Source organism: Mameliella sp. MMSF_3455 (assembly GCF_030733205.1).
Classification (GTDB): domain Bacteria; phylum Pseudomonadota; class Alphaproteobacteria; order Rhodobacterales; family Rhodobacteraceae; genus Antarctobacter.
This window is the reverse complement of the sequence record NZ_JASHJL010000030.1, coordinates 12,122-34,606: the sequence shown is the minus strand read 5'-3', so window position 1 is coordinate 34,606 and position 22,485 is coordinate 12,122. Positions and strand designations below refer to the sequence as shown.

The 22,485-nt window shown below is 66.1% G+C and carries 25 protein-coding genes and 1 tRNA gene; 15 read left to right on the top strand and 11 right to left on the bottom strand.

Features of this window, described 5'->3' with window-relative positions:
- The first annotated feature begins 50 nt into the window (after positions 1-50).
- From RBB42_RS19430 to RBB42_RS19395, 8 genes are all read left to right on the top strand, one after another.
- A complete protein-coding gene (locus tag RBB42_RS19430; RefSeq protein ID WP_043136078.1) occupies positions 51-1,004 on the top strand; it encodes a branched-chain amino acid ABC transporter permease in 954 nt (317 codons plus the stop codon).
- 82 nt (positions 1,005-1,086) lie between these two features.
- Positions 1,087-1,335, top strand: coding sequence for a hypothetical protein (locus RBB42_RS19425; protein WP_305971272.1), 249 nt, complete (start codon positions 1,087-1,089; stop codon positions 1,333-1,335).
- 1 nt (position 1,336) lies between these two features.
- Positions 1,337-1,612: a hypothetical protein gene (locus tag RBB42_RS19420; RefSeq protein WP_305971273.1), complete on the top strand. Its 276-nt coding sequence runs from the start codon at positions 1,337-1,339 to the stop codon at positions 1,610-1,612.
- Between the two features lie 3 nt (positions 1,613-1,615).
- Entirely contained in the window at positions 1,616-2,101 is a 486-nt protein-coding gene (locus tag RBB42_RS19415) for a hypothetical protein (RefSeq protein ID WP_305971274.1), read from the top strand.
- Between the two features lie 28 nt (positions 2,102-2,129).
- A complete protein-coding gene (locus tag RBB42_RS19410; protein WP_305971275.1) occupies positions 2,130-3,206 on the top strand; it encodes a branched-chain amino acid ABC transporter permease in 1,077 nt (358 codons plus the stop codon).
- 89 nt (positions 3,207-3,295) lie between these two features.
- Positions 3,296-4,591, top strand: coding sequence for an ABC transporter substrate-binding protein (locus tag RBB42_RS19405; protein WP_305971276.1), 1,296 nt, complete (start codon positions 3,296-3,298; stop codon positions 4,589-4,591).
- Positions 4,592-4,704: 113 nt separating this feature from the next.
- A complete protein-coding gene (locus RBB42_RS19400) occupies positions 4,705-5,529 on the top strand; it encodes an ABC transporter ATP-binding protein (RefSeq protein ID WP_043136089.1) in 825 nt (274 codons plus the stop codon).
- A 62-nt stretch (positions 5,530-5,591) separates the two neighbouring features.
- Complete coding sequence (locus RBB42_RS19395; protein ID WP_305971277.1) at positions 5,592-6,008, top strand: cupin domain-containing protein; 417 nt, start codon at positions 5,592-5,594, stop codon at positions 6,006-6,008.
- A 48-nt stretch (positions 6,009-6,056) separates the two neighbouring features.
- Here RBB42_RS19395 and RBB42_RS19390 read toward each other — a convergent pair whose 3' ends face one another.
- Positions 6,057-6,926 (bottom strand): hypothetical protein, encoded by an 870-nt coding sequence (locus RBB42_RS19390; protein WP_305971278.1) that lies wholly within the window; start codon positions 6,924-6,926, stop codon positions 6,057-6,059.
- A 197-nt stretch (positions 6,927-7,123) separates the two neighbouring features.
- On the opposite strand from RBB42_RS19390, the gene RBB42_RS19385 reads away from it, so the two are divergent.
- Together RBB42_RS19385 and RBB42_RS19380 are read left to right on the top strand one after the other, a co-directional pair.
- Positions 7,124-8,296: a phenylacetate--CoA ligase family protein gene (locus RBB42_RS19385; RefSeq protein ID WP_305971279.1), complete on the top strand. Its 1,173-nt coding sequence runs from the start codon at positions 7,124-7,126 to the stop codon at positions 8,294-8,296.
- A 214-nt stretch (positions 8,297-8,510) separates the two neighbouring features.
- Positions 8,511-10,199 (top strand): peptidoglycan-binding protein, encoded by a 1,689-nt coding sequence (locus tag RBB42_RS19380; protein WP_305971280.1) that lies wholly within the window; start codon positions 8,511-8,513, stop codon positions 10,197-10,199.
- A 109-nt stretch (positions 10,200-10,308) separates the two neighbouring features.
- Here the strand turns inward: RBB42_RS19380 and ykgO are convergent, their stop codons facing one another.
- A complete protein-coding gene (gene ykgO / locus RBB42_RS19375; protein WP_305971281.1) occupies positions 10,309-10,434 on the bottom strand; it encodes a type B 50S ribosomal protein L36 in 126 nt (41 codons plus the stop codon).
- A gap of 99 nt (positions 10,435-10,533) precedes the next feature.
- A tRNA-Val gene (locus RBB42_RS19370) sits at positions 10,534-10,608 on the bottom strand.
- A 151-nt stretch (positions 10,609-10,759) separates the two neighbouring features.
- Between RBB42_RS19370 and RBB42_RS19365 the strand changes: the two genes are divergently transcribed.
- Positions 10,760-11,623: an N-formylglutamate amidohydrolase gene (locus RBB42_RS19365; protein WP_305971282.1), complete on the top strand. Its 864-nt coding sequence runs from the start codon at positions 10,760-10,762 to the stop codon at positions 11,621-11,623.
- 10 nt (positions 11,624-11,633) lie between these two features.
- Here RBB42_RS19365 and lpxK read toward each other — a convergent pair whose 3' ends face one another.
- The 5 genes from lpxK to RBB42_RS19340 all read right to left on the bottom strand — a co-directional run bounded on the left by lpxK (position 11,634) and on the right by RBB42_RS19340 (position 16,331).
- Entirely contained in the window at positions 11,634-12,629 is a 996-nt protein-coding gene (lpxK, locus tag RBB42_RS19360; RefSeq protein ID WP_305971283.1) for a tetraacyldisaccharide 4'-kinase, read from the bottom strand.
- The gene (locus RBB42_RS19355) at positions 12,629-13,834 is read right to left on the bottom strand and encodes a 3-deoxy-D-manno-octulosonic acid transferase (protein ID WP_305971284.1); all 1,206 of its coding nucleotides are present in this window, start codon (positions 13,832-13,834) and stop codon (positions 12,629-12,631) included. Before RBB42_RS19355 ends, lpxK begins: the two co-directional genes overlap by 1 nt.
- A gap of 4 nt (positions 13,835-13,838) precedes the next feature.
- Positions 13,839-14,078 (bottom strand): DUF4170 domain-containing protein, encoded by a 240-nt coding sequence (locus RBB42_RS19350; protein ID WP_043136110.1) that lies wholly within the window; start codon positions 14,076-14,078, stop codon positions 13,839-13,841.
- Positions 14,079-14,227: 149 nt separating this feature from the next.
- Positions 14,228-15,001 (bottom strand): 3'(2'),5'-bisphosphate nucleotidase CysQ, encoded by a 774-nt coding sequence (locus RBB42_RS19345; protein ID WP_305971285.1) that lies wholly within the window; start codon positions 14,999-15,001, stop codon positions 14,228-14,230.
- Positions 14,988-16,331 (bottom strand): TldD/PmbA family protein, encoded by a 1,344-nt coding sequence (locus RBB42_RS19340; RefSeq protein ID WP_305971286.1) that lies wholly within the window; start codon positions 16,329-16,331, stop codon positions 14,988-14,990. The genes RBB42_RS19345 and RBB42_RS19340 overlap by 14 nt, the downstream gene beginning before the upstream one ends.
- 191 nt (positions 16,332-16,522) lie before the next feature.
- Here RBB42_RS19340 and RBB42_RS19335 point away from each other — a divergent pair, with 191 nt between their 5' ends.
- Positions 16,523-16,921 carry a hypothetical protein gene (locus tag RBB42_RS19335; RefSeq protein ID WP_305971287.1) on the top strand — a complete coding sequence of 133 codons (399 nt, stop codon included), beginning with the start codon at positions 16,523-16,525 and terminating at the stop codon, positions 16,919-16,921.
- Between the two features lie 15 nt (positions 16,922-16,936).
- On the opposite strand, the gene RBB42_RS19330 is transcribed toward RBB42_RS19335, so the two are convergent.
- Together RBB42_RS19330 and rbfA are read right to left on the bottom strand one after the other, a co-directional pair.
- The gene (locus tag RBB42_RS19330) at positions 16,937-17,686 is read right to left on the bottom strand and encodes a phosphodiester glycosidase family protein (RefSeq protein ID WP_305971288.1); all 750 of its coding nucleotides are present in this window, start codon (positions 17,684-17,686) and stop codon (positions 16,937-16,939) included.
- 4 nt (positions 17,687-17,690) lie between these two features.
- Positions 17,691-18,086, bottom strand: a complete 396-nt coding sequence (gene rbfA / locus RBB42_RS19325) for a 30S ribosome-binding factor RbfA (RefSeq protein ID WP_305971289.1) — start codon at positions 18,084-18,086, stop codon at positions 17,691-17,693.
- Between the two features lie 113 nt (positions 18,087-18,199).
- On the opposite strand from rbfA, the gene dapB reads away from it, so the two are divergent.
- Positions 18,200-19,009, top strand: coding sequence for a 4-hydroxy-tetrahydrodipicolinate reductase (dapB, locus tag RBB42_RS19320; protein WP_305971290.1), 810 nt, complete (start codon positions 18,200-18,202; stop codon positions 19,007-19,009).
- Positions 19,010-19,107: 98 nt separating this feature from the next.
- Here the strand turns inward: dapB and RBB42_RS19315 are convergent, their stop codons facing one another.
- Complete coding sequence (locus RBB42_RS19315; protein ID WP_305971291.1) at positions 19,108-19,305, bottom strand: DUF1674 domain-containing protein; 198 nt, start codon at positions 19,303-19,305, stop codon at positions 19,108-19,110.
- A gap of 87 nt (positions 19,306-19,392) precedes the next feature.
- Between RBB42_RS19315 and RBB42_RS19310 the strand changes: the two genes are divergently transcribed.
- Both RBB42_RS19310 and RBB42_RS19305 read left to right on the top strand, forming a co-directional pair.
- Positions 19,393-20,640, top strand: coding sequence for an RsmB/NOP family class I SAM-dependent RNA methyltransferase (locus RBB42_RS19310; RefSeq protein WP_305971292.1), 1,248 nt, complete (start codon positions 19,393-19,395; stop codon positions 20,638-20,640).
- Between the two features lie 91 nt (positions 20,641-20,731).
- Positions 20,732-22,480 carry a heparinase II/III family protein gene (locus RBB42_RS19305; RefSeq protein WP_371931805.1) on the top strand — a complete coding sequence of 583 codons (1,749 nt, stop codon included), beginning with the start codon at positions 20,732-20,734 and terminating at the stop codon, positions 22,478-22,480.
- Positions 22,481-22,485: the final 5 nt, after the last annotated feature.

Sequence of the window (22,485 nt, the reverse complement as noted above, 5' to 3'; positions counted from 1 at the left end):
CTCCACCTTAACCATGAGGCCCCGGATCAAGACCGGGGCGGGGAGAGCTCATGCTGAGAGACATCTTCATCAATCCCTTCGTGGACATGTACGAAGCGCCGGACCTGTTCCTGCAGACGCTCTGGGAGGGGCTGGTGTCCGGCGTGCTCTATGCGCTGATCGCCCTGGGCTTCGTGTTGATCTTCCGCTCCAGCCGCATCTTCAACTTTGCGCAGGGCATCATGGTGGTCTTTGCGGCGCTGACGCTGGTGGGGCTTTATGCCTACGGAATCCCGGCTTGGATCGCGGTGCTGTTGACTCTGGGCGTGATGTTCGTGCTGGCGGTCAGCATCGAACGGGTGGTTCTGCGGCCGCTGGTGGGGCAGCCTGACATCATCCTTTTCATGGCCACCATCGGGGTCAGCCTGTTCCTGATCGGCCTGGGCGAGATCATCTTTGGCGGCGAAAACAAGCAGATGATCACCAGCGAGCTGGGCATTCCGACCGGCGAAACCCTGCTGGAACCCTGGGGTGGGCTGCTGATCCTGCCGCATCTCGACATCACGGTGGTCGTGGTCGGCGGGGTGCTGGTGGCGGCGCTGCTGGCCTTTCTCAACTACACCAAGATGGGCCGGGCGATCCGCGCGCTGGGGGACGATCACCAGGCGGCGCTGTCGGTGGGCATCTCGCTGCAGACGATCTGGGTGCTGGTCTGGTTCATCGCGGGGATCATCGCGCTGGTCACGGGCATTGCCTGGGGCGCGCGCGCGGGGGTCAGCTTTGCGCTAGAGGTCATCGCCTACAAGGCGCTGCCGGTGCTCATGCTGGGCGGGCTGGAAAGCATCACCGGCGCCATCGTCGGCGGGCTGATGATCGGCATCCTGGAAAAGCTGTTCGACGGCTATTGGGGCTACCCGATCCTTGGCGGCAACACCGAGACATGGTTCGCTTTCGTCCTGGCGCTGATCGTGCTGCTGTTCCGTCCGCAGGGGCTGTTCGGGGAACGCATCATCGAAAGGGTCTAGGGCGGTCCGGGTCTGCCCGGATCGGACAAGGTCGGAGGAACGGGGGGCACAGGTCCACCCGACGCCCGGAGGAGGGGCGGAAATGTCGAAGCTGATAGCCATTCTGAACGTGATCGCCTGGGCCGGGTTCTGGTCCTTCGGCTACCTTGCCCTGACCGGCGATCCGGAGGCGGGCGGACGCATGACCATTGCCCTGCTGCTTGCGGCGGCGGGCGCGGCGGTGGGACTCTGGGCCTATTTCTGGCTGGTGCGCCATTCCGAGTCGACCGGCTATGCGAAACCGGCAGCTAGCCGCGCGCGCTACGAAGCGGATGAAGGGCTGGAGGGCTGAGATGAACACGACTGGGGAAAAACGGTCCGCGACACGCCCCGTGCAGCGCCCCGATCCGGGGATTGCCGATCTGGCACGCGGCGCCAACGGGCTGGGTGAAAGCGATGACATGGTCATGATGACCCATGCCATGACGGGCATGGTCTCGGCGGGGATGCACGGCGCGCTGGCGGTGGGCCTGTCCGGCGCCGCACTGACGCTGAACATGATGGCGCGCCTGGCCGGGCTCGGGACCGAACCGCGGCGCGGCCCGCAGGACGACCGGGAGGATGGCTGACCGATGACCGAGGCCGCCGCAGATAAGGACGGTTTGCTGACGGCGGGGCTTGTCTCGGCCGGAGTGACCGGCGTGACTGCCGTGGTGCTGGGGTTCTTTCTCTTCGTGATGCTTGGCGGGGGGCCGGAACTCCTGATCGGTCTTGTGATCATTGTCGTGACCGTGCCTGTGCCCTGGGTCTGCCTTTCGGTGCTGAGCCAGGTGCGTGCGGCCGAACAGAACATCGGCGAAACGGCACCGCCGCACTGGCAGGGCTGGGGCACGCTTCTGCTGGCCTCATCGTTCTGGGTGGCGGTGAACTGGGCAGTGATCGCGCTGGTGCGGATGCAGCAGGCGGATCACCCCGGGCAGGACCTGAGCTGGATCCAGATCGGATCGGTGGCCGGCTTCCTGTTCGTGCCGCTGCCGGCGCTGATCGCGCTGTTGAATTTCTGCCTGCGGGGACGGCCTGTCCGTCCCGGCGGCTACATCGGAGAAGCCGCGGGCTGAACCGCGACGAGACAAGGGGAGGACGGCGATGCTGTATCGCACCGCTGGGCAGTTCAAGACGAGTTACGAGGCCGACCAGGCGCTGTTCCCGGTCAAGCAGGATGCCTTCCTGCTGGGCTTTATCCTGGTTCTGGCATGGGTGATCTTCCCGCTGACGGCCAGCGAGTTCACCTTCCAGACCCTTCTGATCCCGATCCTCATCTATTCGCTTGCCGCGCTGGGGCTGAACATCCTCACGGGCTATGCCGGGCAGCTGTCGCTGGGCACGGCGGCCTTCATGGGGGTGGGGGCCTATGCCTGCTACAAGATGATCACGATCATGCCGTGGATGAACCCGATCATCGCGATCCTCCTGTCGGGCGTGTTCAGCGCGGGCGTCGGCGTCGCCTTCGGCATCCCCAGTTTGCGGATCAAGGGTTTCTACCTGGCGATCGCGACTCTGGCGGCGCAGTTCTTCCTGGTCTGGCTGTTCGAGAAATGGGCCTGGCTCTACAACTACAACGCCTCGGGCGCGATCCAGGTGCCGAACCTCGACATTTTCGGGCTGTATGTCTCCGGCCCGCAGGCGGATTCGATCGTCCAGTACTACCTGGTGTTGTTCATCGTCTGCCTTTTGACCTGGGTCTGCATCAACCTGACGCGCGGCAACCTTGGCCGGACGTGGAAAGCCACGCGCGACATGGATATCGCGGCCGAGCTGATCGGCATCAACCTGATGAAGTCCAAGCTGACGGCCTTTGCGATCTCGTCCTACATCGTGGGCGTGGCGGGCGCGCTTTTCGTCTTCATGTGGCGCGGTGCGGCAGAGCCCAACCTGTTCGATATTCCACTGTCGTTCCGGATCCTGTTCATCGCGATCATCGGAGGGCTGGGTTCGATCCTGGGCAACTACCTGGGAGCGATCCTGATCGTGGGCCTGCCGGTGGTTCTGAACCTGGTCCCCGAGGCGCTTGGCATCCCGCTGTCGTCCTCGATGGTGGAACACCTGAACTTCATGATCGTGGGCGGGCTGATCGTGTTCTTTCTGATCGTCGAACCGCACGGCTTGGCGCAGCTGTGGCGGCTGCTGCGGGAGAAACTGATCCTCTGGCCCTTCCCCTATTGAGATGGGGGCAGGCTCCCATCCCATGGCCGCTACCTGCGGCCCAACAAGAAAACGCAATACCGAGTGAGACATTCCAAGGGAGGAAAGACATGAAACACTTTACCAGACTGGCCCTTGCCGGCGCGCTTGCGGCGGCGACCGCCGGGGCCTCGATGGCGCAGGAGCTATATGCCCCGAACCTCGCCTACCGGACCGGCCCCTTTGCCGCGACGGGCATCCCGCTGATGAACGGGCAGGCCGATTACCTGGCGATGCTGAACGCGCGTGACGGCGGCATCGGTGGCGTGATGATCAACGGCGAGGAATGCGAAACCGGCTATTCCACCGAAAAGGGCGTTGAATGCTATGAAAAGACCAAGGGCAAGGCGATCGTGACGCAGCCCTGGTCAACCGGCATCACCCTGCAGGTGCTGCCCAAGACCAACGTCGACAACATCCCGATTCTCGCGCCGGGCTACGGGTTCAGCCCGATGATGGATGGCAAGACCTTCCAGTGGGCCTTCAACACCCCGTCCGGATACTGGGATGCGGCGGACATGATCATCCAGTATCTCGAAGGGCAGGGCAGCCTGGACGGCAAGACCATCGCCTTCCTGCACCTTGACCACCCCTACGGCAAGGAGCCGATCCCGGTTCTGGAACAGCTGGCCGAGCAAAAGGGCTTTGAACTGAACCCGATCCCGGTGGGCCTGAAGGAAATGCAGAACCAGTCGGCGCAATGGTTGCAGATCCGCCGGATGCGTCCCGACTATGTCGTGATGTGGGGCTGGGGCGCGATGAACGCGGGTGCCATCACCGAAGCGGTCAAGACCAAGTTCCCGATGGAGAATTTCCTGGGTGTCTGGTGGGCCGGGCATGACGCGGATCTGCGGATCGTGGGCGAGGACGGCAAGGGCTACAAGTCGATCAGCTGGTCGTACCCGAACATGGATGCGCCTGTCATGAAGGATGTGCAGCAATACGTCATCGACGCGGGCAAGTCCAAGACCGACGAGACCGAGATGACAGGCGTCTTCTACTCGCGCGGGATCGTGATCTCGGCCATCCTGGCGGAAGGCATCCGCGCGGCGCAGGCTGAATTCGGCACCCCCGAGATCAATGCCGAGCAACTGCGCTGGGGCCTGGAAAACATCAACATGACCGAGGCGCGGATCGAGGAACTGGGCCTGACCGGCATGGTGCCGCCGTTCCAGACTTCCTGTGCCAACCACACCGGCCATTCGGGCGGCTGGATGCTGGAATGGGATGGCGAGAAGTTCGTCAAGGTCTCCGACCTTCTGACGCCGAACGTGGAAGCCTATCAGGCGCTGGCAGAGGAAAAGGCGAAGGAATACGCCGAGGCCAATGCCCCCTGGCCGGTGAACGAGGACTGCGACGCGATGTGATCGCGCAAGGCCCCGGCGGTGCATCCGCCTCGCCGGGGCCGACTTTCGAGTATTTTCAGAGAGAAGAAGCAGCAGGGGCGGCTCAGGGCCGACCCGGAGCGCGAGGTGAGACGATGCTGGATGCAGGACGGACGGACGAGGCCCTGCTCGAGGTGAACAACATCGAGGTGATCTACAACCACGTGATCCTCGTGCTGAAGGGCGTCAGCCTGACCGTGAACAAGGGCGGGATCACCGCGCTGCTGGGGGGCAATGGTGCTGGCAAGACGACAACGCTGAAGGCGATTTCCAACCTGTTGCACTCCGAGCGAGGCGAAGTGACCAAGGGCTCCATCGTCTACAAGGGCGAGCGGGTCCAGGACCTCGATCCGGCGGCGCTGGTGAAACGCGGCGTGATCCAGGTGATGGAAGGCCGCCACTGTTTCGAGCACCTGACCGTCGAGGAAAACCTGATGACCGGTGCCTACACGCGCAAGGACGGCAAGGCGGCGGTCGAGGCGGACCTGGAGATGGTCTATTCCTATTTTCCGCGCCTCAAGGAGCGCCGCCGCAGCCAGGCGGGCTATACTTCGGGCGGGGAGCAGCAGATGACCGCGATCGGGCGGGCACTGATGTCGCGGCCCGAAACGATCCTTCTGGACGAACCCAGCATGGGGCTGGCGCCGCAACTGGTGGAACAGATCTTCGAGATCGTGAAATCGGTGAACGAGAACGAGGGCGTGAGTTTCCTGCTGGCCGAGCAGAACACCAACGTGGCGCTGAAATACGCCCATTCCGGCTATATCCTGGAAAACGGGCGCGTCGTGATGGATGGGCCCGCCGCCGAGCTTCGGGAAAACCCGGACGTCAAGGAATTCTACCTGGGGATGTCGGACGAAGGGCGCAAATCCTTCCGCGATGTGCGGTCCTACCGGCGCCGCAAGCGGTGGCTGGCCTGAGCCGCCGCCGTCACGGCCCCGATTACCGGCGCGAAGGCCGCTTCATCCAGAGGAATGATGTCATGATCCGTTTTGCCCCGACCTGTCTTGCGCTTGCCGGCGCCGCCATCCTGGCCTTTGCGTCGCTTCTGGGGGCGACGCCCGTGCAGGCCAGTGACCTGGTAGTGCACGAGGTGCTGTCGGAGCAGCCGCTCTCGGATGCGGCAGAGATGAAGGTGGTCATCAGCCGCGTGACGATCAAGCCGGAGGGCATGATCGAGCGACATGCTCATCCCGGCGACATGCATGCGGTCGTTCTGCGCGGCGGGCGCATCGAGGGACCGGACGGCACGGAACAGGTGCTGGAGCCGGGGCGGGTGATCTTTGTGTCCGCCGGGGATGCGCATGGCCCGCTGCGCAACCTCGGCGACGGCGATATCGAGTTGATGGTGACCTATGTCGTCAACATCCTGGAACCCTTTTCCTGGCCGGTCGAGTGACGTGATGGCGCAGAACGAGGCATACCGGAGCGACAGGCGGGGGAGGTCCTACCCGCGCCCCTGTGGCGCCAACGCGTCCTGCGCCGTGGGCCGGGCGGACCGATAGCCATGGTCCCCGCGCATTTCCTCGATCCGGGCCAACGCCTCGGCGCGCGTGTTGCGGATGTTGGGGCGGAAGTCCTGGCTTTCGGCGCGCAGGCGGATGTCGGCCTCTGTCTCGGATCCCGGCGCGTAGCGCACCGTGCCCAGCGAATGTTCCAAGTTCAGCGTCTTGCCCCGATGAGCGTATTGCACCCAGGCAGCCGGCAGGATCTGCGTACCCTCGTAGTTGATCAGGAAAAACCACCTGTCACGCCCGCTGTCGGCGATGCGGCTTTCGATGTGGTCGTAGAAATCGTTGACGTCTCGGGAATGGTTGAAGGTGAACCAGGAAAAATCCACCTCCATGATCTCCGCCCTGTCGTCGAAGGCGATGCGGTGAAAGAAATCCTGGGGCGTGTAGTTCGGGTCGTGCTGCACATGCGCACGTCTGCGGGAGGGTATCTGTCCCAGTCGGACCAGTGCATCGGCCCGGTTCGTGAACAGGTTGGGGTCAAATGCCTCTGTCCGCGCGGAGCGTTCGATCTGGGCCGCGGTTTCCGGCGAGGCGTCGAAGCGCACGGATCCCATCGAGTGCGCCATGTTCAACGCCCGTCCGCGCCGCGCGTAGGCCACCCAGGCCGAGTTGTCGATGCGCGTGCCGTTCAGATTGATCAGGAAAAACCACAGTTCCTCGCCCGTGTCCGCGATGCGCGTCTCGATCCGGTCATAGAACCGGTTGACGGTGGTCGAGTTGTCGAAAACGAAGCCGGAGAAGTCGACCTCCATGATCTGGCGGACATCGTCGAACCGGATGCGGGCATCAATATCGTCGTGCATCTCTGGGCCTCCTCTCCCTTTGACTTGGCAGACCCTAGGGGTTGGGACGGCGGGGCACCTTGTTCCAAATCAATATGCCTGCCGGCGCAACGGGGCGGTGGCGTTGACACCGGACGGCTCCGGCGCGTCCGGCCTGGACCGGGGAGGCCTGGCAGGACCGCCTGCGCCCGGACGACGGAATTTCGAAGGAGAGCGTGATGAGCACCTATTTCGACGAGCTGGAGACGCGCAGTCGCGATGCGCGCGAGGCGGCACAGCTGGAGGCGTTGAACGTACAGCTGAACAGACAGGGGATCGACCCGCTGGAAGACCTGTCGGGCCTGTCCGATCTGCCGGTGCTTCGCAAGGCCGACCTGGTGGCGAAACAGGCTGCGGAACCGCCGTTTGGCGGTCTGCCGGTGTCGAACCTGGCGCATGTCTTTCAAAGCCCGGGACCGATCTACGAGCCCGGCGGCATCAGCCATGACTGGTGGCGGATGGGCCGTTTCCTGAACGCCTGCGGCATCGGGCGCGGCGACATCGTGCAGAACTGTTTCGGCTATCACCTGACCCCGGCGGGAATGATCTTTGAATCCGGTGCGCGGGCGGTGGGGGCCGCGGTTCTGCCTGCCGGAACCGGCCAGACCGAGCTGCAGGCCCGGGCGGCCCGAGACGTCGGGGTGACGGCCTATGCGGGCACGCCGGATTACCTCAAGATGATCCTGGAAAAGGCCGACGAGATGGGGCTGGAGCTGGGCATCACGCGGGCGGCGGTCGGGGGCGGCGCGCTCTTCCCCTCGCTGCGCCAGTATTATGCGGACCGCGGCATCCAGTGCCTGCAATGTTACGCGACCGCGGACCTGGGAAATGTCGCCTACGAGAGCCCCGAAATGGAGGGCATGATTCTCGACGAACATGTGATCGTCGAACTTGTTACGCCGGGCACCGGCGATCCCGTCCCGGAGGGCGAGGTGGGGGAGATCGTCGTGACGACGCTGAACCCCGATTACCCGCTGATCCGCTTTGCCACCGGCGACCTGAGCGCCGTGCTGCCGGGCGAAAGCCCCTGCGGACGGACCAACACCCGGATCAAGGGCTGGATGGGCCGCGCCGATCAGACGACCAAGATCAAGGGCATGTTCGTACGCCCCGAACAGGTGGCGCAATTGGTGGCCAAGCACACCGAGATCGCCCGCGCCCGCGTGGTCGCCAGCCGCGAAGGCGAGATGGACGTGATGACGGTGCGGATCGAGGCGGATGGTGGCGATGCTTCGACCTACGAGGGGACCGTGGCCGAGGTGCTGAAGTTGAAGGGACGGGTCGAACTGGTGGCGCCCGGGGCGCTGCCGCGCGACGGTTTGGTGATCGAGGACCAGCGCAGCTACGACTGACGGGGCAGGGGGCTCTGCCCCCGTCCCCGCGGGACTCCCCCTGAGTATTTTCAGGCCCAAAGAAGCAGGGCCGCGCCGGCCCGTTTTCGCATGTGTTGAGGCGGGGCAAGGGTGAATTGGGCGAAAGGCCGCCCATTTTCCCCGTCGGTGACGCTTGTCCTGTGGCAGTCAGGCAGTAGGCTTGGGTGATAACAGACGACCGGGAGGACCTCTCATGCGGATATTCGCCCTTGCCCTGGCGGGCGCGATCCTGGGCGCGACGGGCGCCCAGGCAACCGGCGACGCGCTGGTGATCGGCAACAGCCGCTATACCGCCGTCCAGACGCTGTTCGGTGCCCAACGCGTGACCGTGGCGGCCGATGCCCTGCGCGACAAGGGGTTCGACGTATCGCTGACGCAGGACGCGGATGCCGCCGGCATGCGCCGCGCCTTTGCCGAATTCGCCGCGAAGTTGGACGATGACGGCGGGCCGGTGGTGATCCTCCTCTCGGGTGCTTTCGTGCACGGGGTCGGGGGCAGTTATCTTGTTCCCGTCACCGGGTCGGGGCGAATCGACGAGGCCGACGTGCTGGTTCAGGGGTTCCCTCTGGATGCGGCGCTGTCGATCCTTTCGGCTTACCAGGGGCGCGCCTTCCTGGTCCTGGGAGAGACCCCGACCGATCCCGAACTGGGCCTGTTCCTGTCAGAGGGTCTGGGCGACCTGGACATTCCGCAGGGCGTGACGGTGATCCGCGGACCGTCGGTGGACGTCGCGCGCTATGCGGCGCGGGACCTGGCCCGGACCGGACGTTTTGTGTTGCGCGCGGCGCTGGACTACGAACTTGAGGTCGAGGGCTTCGCGCCTCATACGCAGGTGATCGTGCGGGCCGAGGACGTGACTGGGGCCCGCGATCCGTCGGATCCCGCGCGCCCCGATCCATCGGCCTTTACGCGGGCGGCGGATGACGCGGCCTGGCGGCTAGCGCAAGAGGCCGATTCGCCTGACGGCTACCGCGCTTACCTGGACGGCTTTCCGGACGGGCAGAACGCCAATGCCGCGCGTCAGCGATTGAACGCGCTGAATTCCGAGCCTTTCTACCGCGAGCGCCGGGCCGAAGAGGCGCTGGAACTGACACGCGAGCAAAGGCGCAGCATCCAGCGGGCGCTGTCGATTCTGGGGTATGATACGCGCGGCATCGACGGGATCTTTGGCGATGGAACCCGCGGCGCGATCCGGCGCTGGCAGGAGGATTCGGGCCTGCGCGTGACAAGCTATCTCAGCCGCGACCAGATCGCGCGGCTGGAGGATCAATCGGCCCGGCGGGCCGCGGAATTGGAACGCCAGGCAGAGCAACGGCGGCTGGAGCGGGAACGCGAAGAGCGGGCCTATTGGCGGCAGGTCGAAAGGCGGGGCGAGGAAGACGGTTTCCGCGACTACCTGCAGAAATATCCCGAAGGTCAGTTCGCCGATCAGGCTCGCCGGGTCCTGCAGGAGATAGACGACCGCCGCGCCGAACAGGCCGCCGGCCAGGATCGGCGGGACTGGGCCAAGGCCGCACAGGCCAACACGACAAGCGCCTACCGGGCCTATTTGCAGGACTGGCCCAACGGCGCCTTCCGCGCCGAGGCGCAGCAGCGAATCGCCCTTCTGGAACATGATGCCGCCAAGGTGCGCGACGCGGTGGCGGCACGGCAGGAAGAGCAGGGGATGAACCTGAACTTCGTGGCGCGCCAACTGGCCGAGCGGCGGCTGAAACAGTTGGGGCTGAAGCCGGGCAAGGTGGATGGCCGATTCGACGATAACACCCGGGCGGCCATACGCCGATACCAGGATTCGCGGGGATTGCGCGTGTCCGGTTATCTCGACGAACAAACCGTGGTTCGGCTCTTGGCGGATGGTGTCATCGGGCTGGATCGGGATTGATCCGGTCCGCCCTTCGAACCGGGGACCTAAGCAAAGAAAAACCCCCGCGGCATATGCCAGCGGGGGTTATTCGGATCGGGCCAGAGGCCCTCAGGCAAAAAGCCGAGGTTCAGCCCTGGCGTGCCTTGAACTTGCGCTGCGTCTTGTTGATGACGTAGACGCGGCCCTTACGGCGCACAACGCGGCAGTCGCGGTGGCGCTTCTTGAGCGAGCGGAGCGAGTTTGCGACCTTCATGGTCTTCTCCTGTCGTCGCGGCGCGCGAGCGCCATTGGTTGCGGCCAATACCCGACGCACCGAGAGGCATGCCTCCCGGGGTGCCGGGCGATGAATTCATGGTGGGCGATACTGGGATTGAACCAGTGACCCCTTCGATGTCAACGAAGTGCTCTACCGCTGAGCTAACCGCCCTATATGACCCTTGCGCATTCCCGCCCGCCTCTTTCGAAGCACCCGGTGATGCGCGCCGGTGGAGGGGTCTATAAATGGCTTCTTTGCGGGGATCAAGGGCTTTTGGAGGGTGGAATTTTTGGTCTATCCTCTTCTCTGAAAAGGAGAGCGGATGCCTGAAACTTCGTACCACCTGCACATGCCCGAGACACCCGCGTCGCGCGTGGTTTTCGCCTCTCCGCATTCGGGCCGGGACTATCCCGACAGCTTTCTGCGTACCACGATTCTGGACAATCACAGCATCCGGACCTCCGAAGACGCCTATGTTGACCGTCTTTTTGACTGTGCGCCGGAATTCGGGGCCGCTTTGCTACGGGCCGGGGCACCGCGTGCCTACGTCGATCTGAACCGAGCCGCCGACGAACTGGACCCGGCGCTGATCGAGGGTTTGCGCCGCGGCGGGCACAATCCGCGGGTGGCCAGCGGGCTTGGCGTCGTGCCGCGCGTGGTGGCAAACGGACGCGCAATCTATCGCGGCAAGCTGACGCGGGCAGAGGTGGATCGGCGAATCGCGCGAATCTGGCAACCCTACCATGACCAGCTGCAAGCGTTGCTGGACGACGCCCGCGAGCGCTTTGGCGAGGCGGTGCTGATCGACTGCCACTCGATGCCGCACGAAGCGTTGGACGGTTCTGCCCGTCACGGCGGACGGCGGCCCGAAGTCGTGATCGGTGACCGGTTCGGCGCTTCGGCCCGTCCCGAGATCGTCGAACGTGTCGAAGCGGCCTTTGCCGCCGCGGGGTTCGTCGTGGCGCGCAACGCGCCGTTTGCCGGGGCCTACACGACGCAGAATTACGGTCGGCCGTCGCGCGGTCAACACGCGGTGCAGGTGGAAATCGACCGGGCGGTCTACATGGACGAGGCCAGGATCCTGCCGAACGCGGAGTTCGATTCTGTCCGGCGCCGGTTGCGCGACGTGGTGGCGGAACTGGCGGCACTTGGCACCGAAGGTCAGCAGCAACTGGCAGCTGAATAAGCTTTTGCGTCTATTGCTCGAACAGGCGGTCCAGCGCCGCATCCAGCGGCGCGGGATCGTGAACTTCCAGCCGGACAGGCAGGGTCAGCACCTCGCGCCGCATCTCGGGCGGCAGACGCACCGCGTCCTTTTCCGTTGTGACCAGTTGCGCGCCCAGCAACTGGGCCTCGCGCATCAGCCGGGTAACAAGCGCCTTTGTGAACGGCTGGTGGTCCTCCAGCGCCTCGGCGCGGCGGATATCGGCGCCAAGGCTGCGCAAAGTGGCAAAGAATTTTTCCGGGTGGCCGATTCCGGCAAAGGCCAGCGTCGGCAGGCCTTCCCAGTCCATTCCTGTCTGGAGGGGCGCAAGGTGCCCGGTCAGATGCGTTAAAGGGATGAGCGACTTCCAGTCGGCGGTAAACCGTTTCTGCGCCGCGTCGGGTCCGATCGACAGCAACAAATCTCCTCGCGACAGACCGGCCGCCAAGGATTCGCGCAGCGGCCCGGCGGGCAGGCAGCGGGCATTGCCGAACGCGGCGACCGCGTCGACACAGATGATGGTCAAGTCCTTGGCCACATCCGGGTTCTGCAGCCCGTCGTCGAGGACGATTACGTCGGCTCCTGCGGCTTCGGCCTGGCGCGCGCCTGCCGCCCGATCACGCGACACCCAGGTTGGGCAGAAGGCGGCGATCAACAGCGGTTCGTCCCCGGTCATCTCGGCAGTGTGGCGGCCAGGATCGACCTGCTCGGGGCCGGTGATGCGTCCGCCGTAGCCGCGTGACACCACATGCGGGACAAGCCCGCGCCCGATCAGGCGCTGAACAAGGGCGATGACGGTCGGGGTCTTGCCGGTCCCGCCGGCGTTGACGTTGCCGACACAGACCACCGGGATGGCGGGACGTACCTTTGGCGGGCGGGCCACCCGGCGGGCCGTGGCCCGCGCTGTCAGTGCCGCAAGGGGCGCCAGCAGGCGCGCCTGCCACGCCGGGGTATCGGGCGGTGTCTGCCAGAAGCGGGGCGGGCGCATCAGTGCTCGGCTCTCTCGTCCAGCGTGTCGCAGATCTCGGACAGGATCCGGTCGACCAGTCGCGCACTGGACGAGATCACGTCCCAGCCCGCGTGGGCCATGACCGCCGCCTGGTCCGGCGCCACGAGGTGTGACACCGCTGCGCCAAGGGAGTCGCCGTCGCGCACGATGCGCGCGGCCCCTGCGCTGACCAACCGCGAGTAGGCGCCGAGATGCGCGCCCACGTTGGGGCCGTAAAGCACCGCCGCGCCAAGCGCCGCCGCCTCGAACGGGTCCTCTCCCGTGCCGCCGGTGGTCAGGGATCCGCCCAGAAAGGCCAATGGTGCCAGCCGATACCAAAGGCCCAGCTCATCCGGTCCACCGGCCAGCAGGACCTGGGTATTCTCGTCCGGCATTTCGCCATTTTCCCAGTCGCAGACGCGCATCTGGTCGCGGCGCAGCATGGCAGCGAACCTGTCCCCGTCCGCGGGATCCGCCGGGGCAAGGATCAGCAACAGCCGGTGGGCCAGCCTGCTGGCCTGTCGATGCGCCATCAGCACGTCGCGCGCCTCGTCTGGACGAATGCGGGCGGCGAGCCAGATGGGACGCCCGGCAATCAGGCTGGCAATCTCTTCGTGCAATCCGTCAGAGCAGTCCAGCGGCGCCTCGGTATCGAGGAAAGGCGTGGCGTCATGCACGCGGCCGGATTCGATGCCCATGCGGCGCAGACGGCGGCTGGCTTCCGGGCCGGTGGTGTAGAGGCTGTCGAACAGCCCCAGAACAGCAGGTGCGGGATCGGGCAACCAGCGCGGTGCCTCCGCCGGAAAGGGCGCGTCGGCAAGATCCAGCGCGATCATGTGGCTGCCGCTCTCCGCAAGGGCCGACAGCAGGCCGGGGCGCAGGGACTGCCCGGTCCAGAGCGTTACATCCGGGCGCAACTGGCGCAGGCATCGCAGATCCTCGGCGGCCATGTCGCGAGGCATCGGCACGGTGATCACCCCCGGACGCGACGGCACCCGCCCACTGAGCCAGACCGTGACCTCGGGGCGCTGTGACGTCAGCCGCGCGGCAAGACTGGCCAGGGCGCGCCCGGTTTCGCGGTCTTCGGCGAAGCCCCACACGAGCGGGCCGGAGGGGCGCACGGGCCAATCCGGAGCCTCGCCCGCGGCAGAGGCGCTGCGCGCATAGGCCAGATAGGCCGAGAGGCTCAGCGCGCGGCGCGTCATGGGATCAGCCCAGTTCCTCGGTCGAGGAAGCCTCTTGCGCTTCTTCGCGTAGTCGATGGAGGTGGGCGATGAAATAGCGCATGTGGGCATTGTCCACGGTGCGCTGCGCCTCGGCTTTCCAGGCGTTGTAGGCCTCTTCGTAATTGGGAAAGATGCCGACGATGTGCAGGTCGTTCACGTCCTTGAAGACGGTCTTCGACGGATCGACGAGTTCGCCGCCGAAAACGAGGTGAAGGCGTTGCATGAGGCGCGCTCCCTTTGGGTTGCGGGGTCAGCGCGACCCTAGCGAACGCGCACCGTTGGTCAAGGCGCGGTGAAGGGCCAAGGCGCCGGTGGGTCGGGCATTGCCCCCGCCTTGGGCGGTTTGCAGCCGGGGCTGTCCGCGCGACGGCGCTATCGCCTGCGCTGCATCAGTGCCGAATGCAGCTCGGGGTTTGCGGCGATGATGCCTTCGGCCTTTGGTACCTTGGCGTTGAACCGCAGCGGCGCGCCCGTGCCATCGGTGATGCGGGCCCCGGCCTCGGACAGGATCAGGGCGCCGGGGGCGATGTCCCATTCCCATGTCGGACGAAATGTGAACATCGCGTCGTAACGGCCCTCAGCCACGAGGCTTTGCCGATAGGCCAGCGACGGTCGGTAGCTGCGCTTGAGCTTTGGCAGGCCGCCGGGCCAGTGTCCGGAATCCATGCTGGGGCGGGTGGCCAAGACCTGCGCCTCGTCCGGACGGACGGTGGTGCTGGCGGTGACCGGATCGCCGTTCAGATGCGCGCCGCCGCCAAGGCGGGCGGAATAGAGCTTGTCCATCATCGGCAGGTAGACGACCGAAGCGATGGCCTGTCCGTCCTCGACCACCGCAAGCGCATGCGCCCAGGTGTCTTCCCCCTCGATGAAAGAGCGGGTGCCGTCGATCGGGTCGATGATGAAGACGCGTTTCGCGCCCAGCCGGTCGGTGCCGTCCGGGGTTTCCTCGCTCAGCCAGCCGTAGTCGGGTCGTGCCTCGCGCAGGAATTGCGTCAGCAGCGTGTTCACCGCGAGGTCGGCCTGAGTGACGGGGCTGTCGTCGACGGCCTTGTACTGCACACCAAGGTCGCCGCCGACGAAGGCGGTGGCCACCTCGGCAGAGCGGCGGGCCGCTTCGATCAGAAGATCGAGATCATTCGCCGGCAAGGGTCAATCCTTCGACCAGCAGGGAGGGGACAACGCGGCTGAGATATGTGCGCGCGTCATTGGCCGGCACGATGGTCCGCAGCATGTCCCGCAGGTTGCCGGCGATGGTCACGCCGGACACGGGGTAGGCGGGTTCGCCGTTCTCGATCCATATGCCGGCCGCGCCGCGCGAATAATCGCCCGTATTGGGGTTGATGGTAGAGCCGATCATCGAGGTCACCAGCAGGCCTGTGCCCATTTCGCGCATCAGGTCCTCGCGGCTCTGCGTGCCCTGTGTCAGGGTCAGGTTCCACGATGCGGGGGAAACAGAGGCCCCGCCGCGCGCGGCATTCGCGGTGCTCTGCATACCCAGCTTGCGCGCATTGGCCAGGTCCAGCGTCCAGCCGGTCAGAACGCCCTTGTCGATCACCGCGCGTTTGCGGGTCGGCAGGCCCTCGGCGTCGAACGGACGCGAGGCGCTGGCACGGGGACGGTGAGGGTCTTCGATCAGGCTGAGGTGTTCGGGCAGGATCTGTTCGCCCAGGGCCTCGCGCAGCCAGGACTGGCCGCGCGCCACCTGCGCGCCGTTCGCTGCGGCAACCATGTGACCGATCAGCGAGGCCGCGACCCGTTCGTCGAACAGCACAGGGTAGGCGCCGGTCTTGGGCTTGCGCGGGTTCAACCGTTCAAGGGCGCGGGCGGCGGCACTGTCCCCGATATCCTGCGCGCTGCGGAGATCGGACTGAAAGGTGCGGCTATCGCCGTCGCTGTCGCGTTCCATGCCCAGGCCCTCGCCCGCGATGGCGACGCAATAAAGAGCGCGCGACGTCCGCTGGTAGCTGCCGGAAAACCCGTTGGTCGCTGCAAGGGCGATGGTCTGCGCGGTATATTGCGCTGCGGCGCTGTCGATCCGGGTGATGCCATCATGGGCCAGGGCGGCGGCCTCTGCCTGCCGCGCATCTTCCTCCAAGGCTGCGGGGGCCGGTTCCGGCGCGGGATCGGCCAGTTCCAGCTGCGCCACGTCCCAGTCCGTGACGATCTGATCGGGATCGGCCAGCCCGGCGTAGGGGTCCTCGGGCGCCTCTCGCGCCATTGCCACGGCGCGGGAAGCCATTTCGGCAAGCGCCTCTGGCCGGATGTCCGACCCGGAGATCGAAGCGCTGCGCTGGCCCAAAAAGACCCGCAGGCTGAGATCGCGGTATTCTGCCCGCTCCGCCTGTTCCAGGACACCGGCGCGCACGTCCAGCGACTGTGCCGCGCCATTGACCGCCAGGGCATCCGCGGCATCGGCACCTGCCTTGCGGGCGGCGTCAAGCAGGGCATGTGCAAGCGATTGGCAGGTGTCGGTCATGGGAGCCTCTGAATTGATGTGCCTTCGAGGTAAGCCGGACCGGGAAGAGAGGCAAGGCCAAGGCTGTTTCCGTGTTTCCGGATTCGGGTAAAGCCTGTTATTATTGGCCTATCTGGGGGGCGGCGATGTTCGGAGCCAAGGCGATTTGTGAAGGGCGCATTGCCTTGCTGAGCGCCGTAAAGCCCTTTTCCATGATCGATGTCAACGTCCGCCTGGGCAGCATCGCGGCGGGGAATGAGCCGGGGCTGAGCGTGGATATGCCGATGCTCACGGATGCGCGGGGCGTGTCTCTGGCTCGCCTGCCCACCGAACAGTTCATGGAGTACTTTCGCCGCCGGTCGCGTGAAGGCATTCCACACACAGGCAACCTGTTAGCCTGCGTTTGTGGCGACACCGGGTCTTTCGGGATGCTGCGCATGTTCGGCATCCTGGCCGAACTGGAGGGTATCCGCCCCGAGAAACGGTACTTCGTGAGCCAGGACCTGTCGGAGGTTTCCGCATGGATGGCCGAACAGGTCGGAATGGAAGACGGGGCGGCCGACCGGATCGCGGCAGAGGTGGATCTCTTTCGGGAAGAGCTGCGGGTCTGAGCCCGCAGAGGTGGTCTACCGCGCGGGCTCGGTGACGGCCACGATCGGCCCCATGCGGCGACCAAGGTCGGCGCGGTTGATCTGGGGCGCGTAAAGCCGCGATATGTTTCCGTCCAGGAACAGCGCGTTGGGCAGCATCAGAACGTCCCGGAACAGGCGGGCGAATTCGTGGAAGGTGACCGTGTTCTGCGAGATCGCAAAAACGGCCCGGTCGCCGTCGGCCGAGGTGCCGACGCCATTGCGGATGTAGCGCGACGAACTGTCCGGCAGGAACCGCGGGTGAAGGGCGCCCTCGATCACCAGCATCGGGCCGGACTGGGTGGCATGGCGGCAAGCCGGGCGGCGGGCCAGGAAATCGCGCGTCTCGATGACCCGCGCCCAGCCGTCGCCAATGCAGAAGATGCCATTCGGCAGAAGGCCGAAATTGCCCTGTGACGGGCCCGAGATCACGCGCATCTCTTCGCGACCGTCCTCTAGGTAGAAGCCAACCGGTGAACGGTCCTCATGGTACATCCCGGCGTTCATGGCAAAGACCAGCTCTTCACCCTCACTGGCCAGTTCGGCCTTGAGCATGCTGAAATGGCCGTACGCATCGCCGCTTTCGTCGGAACGAAAGAGGCGCAGCTTCTCGCGCGTGGGATCGACCTCGCAGACGACATATGCATTGCCTTCGTGGTCGACGTCGCGACATGTCACCGCCTGCGCCGCCGGGGCAATGGCCAGCGTGGCGGTCAGCAAGGCGAGGCAGGCGGCAATCCGGCGCATCTGTTCAGTCGTCGAGATCGCGCCGCACGGCGTCATCTGCAAACAGACGCCGGGTGTCGTCGAGGTGGTCGAAAGTCTCGTCGAGACGAAAGCGCAGCTCTGGCGCGAATTTCAGGGTCAGACCGCGTGACACGGCGCGGCGCAGCTCTCCCTTGTTGCGTTCCAGAAGTTCGAACATGTCGTCCTGATGCTCGCCGCCGAGGGGCACGACATAGGCGGTCGCCACCTTGAGGTCGGGCGAAACCCGGACCTCGCCCACGGTGATCGAGAGCCGGTTGAGATCGGGATCGTGGATATCCCCGCGCTGCAGCACCTCGGACAGGGTGCGGCGGATCAGCTCGGCGACCCGAAGCTGGCGTTGGCTGGGCCCGGGGCCATCGTGGAATCTGTTTCGTGCCATGGGTCCAGACTTAAGCTTGCTGTCTTCGTTTGCCAAGCGCCCCGAGCGGGGCGTGCATTTACCGGACAGGAGCGGTAACAGGGGCGGAACAGTTGCGTCAAGGAGCGGGAACGATGGAGGATTACGGCGTTGTGGTGACCGGCGTTTCGGGCCGGATGGGCCAGATGCTGGTACAGCAGGTGGCGGCGCACGAACGGTTGCACCTTTGCGGGGCCCTCGAACGGCCCGGACATCCCTGGATCGGGCAGGACCTTGGGCTGGCCTCGGGCGGGGCCGCGATAGGAGTCATGGTCTCGGACGACCCGCTGGAGGCCTTCGCCCGCGCCCATGCGGTGATCGATTTCACCTCGCCGGCGGCAACGGTGGGCTTCGCCGAATTGGCGGCCCAGGCGCGCCTGGTGCATGTGATCGGTACGACGGGGTTGGCCGAAAGCGACCTGGAAAAGATCGCCCTGGGGGCCCGTCACGCGGTGGTCGTGCGGGCAGGGAACATGAGCCTCGGCGTGAACCTGCTGACGACGGTGACGCGACAGGTTGCGGCGGCGCTGGACATGGACTGGGACATCGAGATCGTCGAATCGCATCACAACCAGAAGGTGGATGCCCCCTCGGGTACGGCGCTGATGCTGGGTGAGGCCGCGGCCGAGGGACGCGGTGTCGCGTTGTCCGACGTGTCGGATCGTGGCCGCGACGGGATCACCGGCGCGCGCAAGAAGGGTGACATCGGGTTCCATGCGATACGGGGCGGCGACATCGTGGGAGAGCACGAGGTCATCTTTGCCGCTGCCGGAGAACGGATCGTGCTGAAACACATTGCCTCCGATCGGGCGCTCTTTGCCCGCGGCGCGCTGAAAGCCGCGCTCTGGGGGCAGGGCATGGGGCCGGGCGAATACGACATGCTGGACGTGCTGGGGCTGAATTAAGCCCCGCGCCCGCGCATCGCCCGGAGCGACGCCCACCCGCGCGCTCCGTTCGGCACGCGGGCGCGGGAGGTCTGGCGTACTATTCGGGTGCGCCCGGATCAGAAGTCGATCGCGAGGCCCTTCTTCTCCCAATCGCCGTAGCGCACGGGTTCCGGACCATCGCGGCCGCCCAGTTCGGGCGGCGCCGCCTTTGCTTCGGCCTCGGCCTTGGCGCGGCGTTCGGCGGCTTCGGCAAGCGCGCGCTGCGCAGCGGGGGGAAGATCGGGCCTGTCGGCCTTGTGGTCGCTCTCGGACATGGGCTTTCCTCGTCTGATGCCGCTTGATATACGCCCGCCGGTCTGTCGGGCAACCCCGCCCCCCAACCGCCGTTCCGGAGATCGCCCATGTCCAAAGCCCCCAGCCCGGCCCGCCTTGCCGCCGTCGACCTGCTGGACCAGGTCCTTGGCCAGGGGCGGCCGCTGTCCGAAAGTGAACGGCTGGACGCGCTGGCGCCGTCGGATCGCGCGGCGGCGCAGCGGCTGGCCACGGAAACGCTGCGCGGGATGGAGCGGGCCGACCGGCTGCTCAAGCCGCACCTGCGCAAGGCACCGGCGCCAAGGGTCATGAACATCCTGCGACTGGGCACGGTCGAGCTGTGCCTTGGCGGGGCCGCGCATGGGGTGGTCAGCGATTGTGTCGAGATCGCCGCCGCAGGCAAGCGCACGCAAGGCGCGCGCGGGCTGATCAACGCGGTCTTGCGCAAGCTGGCAGACGAAGGGCCGACTGCCTGGGGCAAGCTGCGCATCCCGCGCCTGCCGAAATGGCTGCGCGCCCCGCTGGTCGAGGCCTGGGGCCCGCAGGCCGTGGCCAACATGGAGCGCGTGCATTTCGAGGGCGCCCCGCTGGACCTGACACCGAAATCGGGCGCGGATCTTTCGGCGCTGGGGGGCGAGGTGTTGCCCACCGGGTCCGTGCGTTTGCGTGATGCGGGGCAGGTAAGCGCCTTGCCCGGTTTTGCCGAAGGCGACTGGTGGGTGCAGGATGCGGCCGCCGCGCTGCCGGCGAAGTTGCTGGGGAACGTGGCGGGGCAACAAGTGCTGGACATGTGCGCAGCCCCCGGTGGCAAGACGTTGCAACTGGCCGCGGCAGGGGCCGCGGTCACGGCGCTGGACCTGTCAGAGGCGCGGTTGAAGCGCGTGCAGGAGAACCTCGACCGTACCGGGTTGACGGCGACGCTGGTTGCCGGGGATGTGCTGGAGCACGAGGGGCAGTACGACGCGATCCTGCTGGACGCGCCCTGTTCCGCCACCGGCACCATCCGGCGGCACCCGGACCTGCCACACGCGCATGAAGGCGAGCGCATCAGCGAGTTGATTGGCCTGCAGGAAGCCATGCTGGACCATGCGCTGCGCCTGCTCAGGCCCGGTGGGAAACTGGTCTATGCCACCTGTTCGCTGATCCCGGACGAGGGCGAATGCCAGGTGGACGAGGCGTTGGCCCGCCATCCGGACTTGAAGGTGATCCCGCCCGACGCGCCCTGGATCGAGGACCGCTGGCGGTCCGAAGAAGGGGGATTGCGGCTGCGGCCCGATTATTGGGCGCCCAAGGGGGGCATGGACGGGTTCTTCATGGCGCTCCTCACGCACGATTAACTCTGTGGTGACTTCCGCCGGGGAGCGATGTATCCTGCGATCAACAAGCCCGAAACGGGCGACCCGAGGCAGATCGCAGAGCAACCGGCCCATGTCCACGGCGCGAAACTGGCGAACCGCGCATGCGCGGATGATGAACCGCATGCAAGCGCGCATGTCGGCCAGCGCCCGACCGGCCGAAGGCTTCGTCTCGCAACCGGAACCGCGCACCGTGGGTTTCTTTGCCCGGGGGCGGCAGATGCTGGCCGGAAACCTGATGTTCGCGGGACACCTGGTGCAGGCCGAGGGTCGGTCGATCTGGGCCATAGATCCGCCCGATCCTGCCTTCGATGAGGAAGTCCACGGCTTCGGCTGGCTCGATGACTTGGCGGCGGTGGGCGACGCCAAGGCACGGGCGCTGGCACAGGACTGGCTGTGGGATTGGATCCGCCGCTATGGCAAGGGCCGGGGGCCCGGTTGGACGCCGGAACTGACCGGGCGGCGGGTGATCCGCTGGATCCACCATGCGCTGTTCCTGTTGCGCGGACGCAAGGCCGACGACAGCGAGGCCTTTTACACCGCGCTGGCCGCGCAGACCCGTTTTCTCGCCAAACGTGCCCATGTGGCCGCTCCGGGTCTGCCACGTTTCGAGGCCATGACCGGGCTGCTCTACGCGGGCCTGTCCCTGCAGGGAATGGAGGCGCATGTGGCACCCGCGCGGGAGGCGCTGGGCAGCGATTGCGCGAAACAGGTCGATGCGCAGGGCGGTATTCCCACCCGCAACCCCGAGGAATTGCTGGAGGTCTTTACCCTGCTGACCTGGGCGCAACAGGCCTTGCAGGAGGCTGAACTGGATCTCGATCCGCGCCATGTAGAGGCGATCGGGCGGATTGCGCCGACGCTGCGGACCCTGCGCCATGCCGACGGTGGGCTGGCGCGGTTCCATGGTGGGGGGCGGGGGCTGGAAGGGCGGTTAGACCGCGCGCTGGCCGCCTCTGGCAACAAGAAACGACAGGCAGACGGGTTGGCGATGGGGTTCGCCCGGCTCTCGGCCATGCGCACCTCGATCATCGTCGACGCGGCGCCGCCACCTGCCGGTGCCGCCTCCGCTCGCGCCCATGCCTCGACCCTGGCGTTCGAACTGACCTCGGGGCGGCGGCCCGTCATCGTCAACTGCGGTTCGGGCGGCGGGTTCGGAGAGGAATGGCGCCGGGCGGGCCGCGCCACGCCCTCGCATTCCACGCTTTGCCTGCAGGGGTATTCCTCGGCCCGACTGGGCGCGCCGCGCTGGATCGGCGAGGCCCGGCGGGAATTGCTGGAGGACGCGCCGCGTCACGTCCCGGTACAGATGAGCCATCTGCCGGACAGCCTGCGGTTCGAGGGCGGGCACGATGGTTACGTCACGGTGCAGGGGCTGACCCATGCCCGCAGCCTGGAGCTGTCGCTGGACGGGCGCAGCCTGCAGGGAGAGGATTACCTCGTCGCCCTGGACGCGCCATCGAAGAAACGGTTTGACCGGGCGATGGATTCGATGAAGCTGGCGGGTCTGCCTTTCGAGATCCGCTTTCACCTGCATCCGGAGGTGGACGTGGCTCTGGACATGGGTGGCACCGCCGTCTCTATGGCGCTGCGGTCCGGCGAAATCTGGGTGTTCCGCTTTGACGGGTCGTTGGAAATGGCGCTGGAACCCTCGGTTTACCTGGAAAAGGGACGATTGCAGCCGCGTGCGACGAAGCAGATCGTTTTATCCGGGCGCGCAATGCAGTATGCGACGCGCGTCCGCTGGTCGCTGGCCAAGGCGCAGGAGACGGCCCTTGCCGTTCGTGACCTTGTCCGCGACGAGATGGACGAGACCGCCTGAAACGG

What these genes read in the sequence shown, in the direction of transcription:
- RBB42_RS19430 (WP_043136078.1), top strand. Translation starts at nt 51, where the DNA reads ATGCTGAGAGACATCTTCATCAATCCCTTCGTGGACATGTACGAAGCG.
- RBB42_RS19425 (WP_305971272.1), top strand. Translation starts at nt 1,087, where the DNA reads ATGTCGAAGCTGATAGCCATTCTGAACGTGATCGCCTGGGCCGGGTTC.
- RBB42_RS19420 (WP_305971273.1), top strand. Translation starts at nt 1,337, where the DNA reads ATGAACACGACTGGGGAAAAACGGTCCGCGACACGCCCCGTGCAGCGC.
- RBB42_RS19415 (WP_305971274.1), top strand. Translation starts at nt 1,616, where the DNA reads ATGACCGAGGCCGCCGCAGATAAGGACGGTTTGCTGACGGCGGGGCTT.
- RBB42_RS19410 (WP_305971275.1), top strand. Translation starts at nt 2,130, where the DNA reads ATGCTGTATCGCACCGCTGGGCAGTTCAAGACGAGTTACGAGGCCGAC.
- RBB42_RS19405 (WP_305971276.1), top strand. Translation starts at nt 3,296, where the DNA reads ATGAAACACTTTACCAGACTGGCCCTTGCCGGCGCGCTTGCGGCGGCG.
- RBB42_RS19400 (WP_043136089.1), top strand. Translation starts at nt 4,705, where the DNA reads ATGCTGGATGCAGGACGGACGGACGAGGCCCTGCTCGAGGTGAACAAC.
- RBB42_RS19395 (WP_305971277.1), top strand. Translation starts at nt 5,592, where the DNA reads ATGATCCGTTTTGCCCCGACCTGTCTTGCGCTTGCCGGCGCCGCCATC.
- RBB42_RS19390 (WP_305971278.1), bottom strand. Translation starts at nt 6,926, where the DNA reads ATGCACGACGATATTGATGCCCGCATCCGGTTCGACGATGTCCGCCAG.
- RBB42_RS19385 (WP_305971279.1), top strand. Translation starts at nt 7,124, where the DNA reads ATGAGCACCTATTTCGACGAGCTGGAGACGCGCAGTCGCGATGCGCGC.
- RBB42_RS19380 (WP_305971280.1), top strand. Translation starts at nt 8,511, where the DNA reads ATGCGGATATTCGCCCTTGCCCTGGCGGGCGCGATCCTGGGCGCGACG.
- ykgO (WP_305971281.1), bottom strand. Translation starts at nt 10,434, where the DNA reads ATGAAGGTCGCAAACTCGCTCCGCTCGCTCAAGAAGCGCCACCGCGAC.
- RBB42_RS19365 (WP_305971282.1), top strand. Translation starts at nt 10,760, where the DNA reads ATGCCTGAAACTTCGTACCACCTGCACATGCCCGAGACACCCGCGTCG.
- lpxK (WP_305971283.1), bottom strand. Translation starts at nt 12,629, where the DNA reads ATGCGCCCGCCCCGCTTCTGGCAGACACCGCCCGATACCCCGGCGTGG.
- RBB42_RS19355 (WP_305971284.1), bottom strand. Translation starts at nt 13,834, where the DNA reads ATGACGCGCCGCGCGCTGAGCCTCTCGGCCTATCTGGCCTATGCGCGC.
- RBB42_RS19350 (WP_043136110.1), bottom strand. Translation starts at nt 14,078, where the DNA reads ATGCAACGCCTTCACCTCGTTTTCGGCGGCGAACTCGTCGATCCGTCG.
- RBB42_RS19340 (WP_305971286.1), bottom strand. Translation starts at nt 16,331, where the DNA reads ATGACCGACACCTGCCAATCGCTTGCACATGCCCTGCTTGACGCCGCC.
- RBB42_RS19335 (WP_305971287.1), top strand. Translation starts at nt 16,523, where the DNA reads ATGATCGATGTCAACGTCCGCCTGGGCAGCATCGCGGCGGGGAATGAG.
- RBB42_RS19330 (WP_305971288.1), bottom strand. Translation starts at nt 17,686, where the DNA reads ATGCGCCGGATTGCCGCCTGCCTCGCCTTGCTGACCGCCACGCTGGCC.
- rbfA (WP_305971289.1), bottom strand. Translation starts at nt 18,086, where the DNA reads ATGGCACGAAACAGATTCCACGATGGCCCCGGGCCCAGCCAACGCCAG.
- dapB (WP_305971290.1), top strand. Translation starts at nt 18,200, where the DNA reads ATGGAGGATTACGGCGTTGTGGTGACCGGCGTTTCGGGCCGGATGGGC.
- RBB42_RS19315 (WP_305971291.1), bottom strand. Translation starts at nt 19,305, where the DNA reads ATGTCCGAGAGCGACCACAAGGCCGACAGGCCCGATCTTCCCCCCGCT.
- RBB42_RS19310 (WP_305971292.1), top strand. Translation starts at nt 19,393, where the DNA reads ATGTCCAAAGCCCCCAGCCCGGCCCGCCTTGCCGCCGTCGACCTGCTG.
- RBB42_RS19305 (WP_371931805.1), top strand. Translation starts at nt 20,732, where the DNA reads ATGTCCACGGCGCGAAACTGGCGAACCGCGCATGCGCGGATGATGAAC.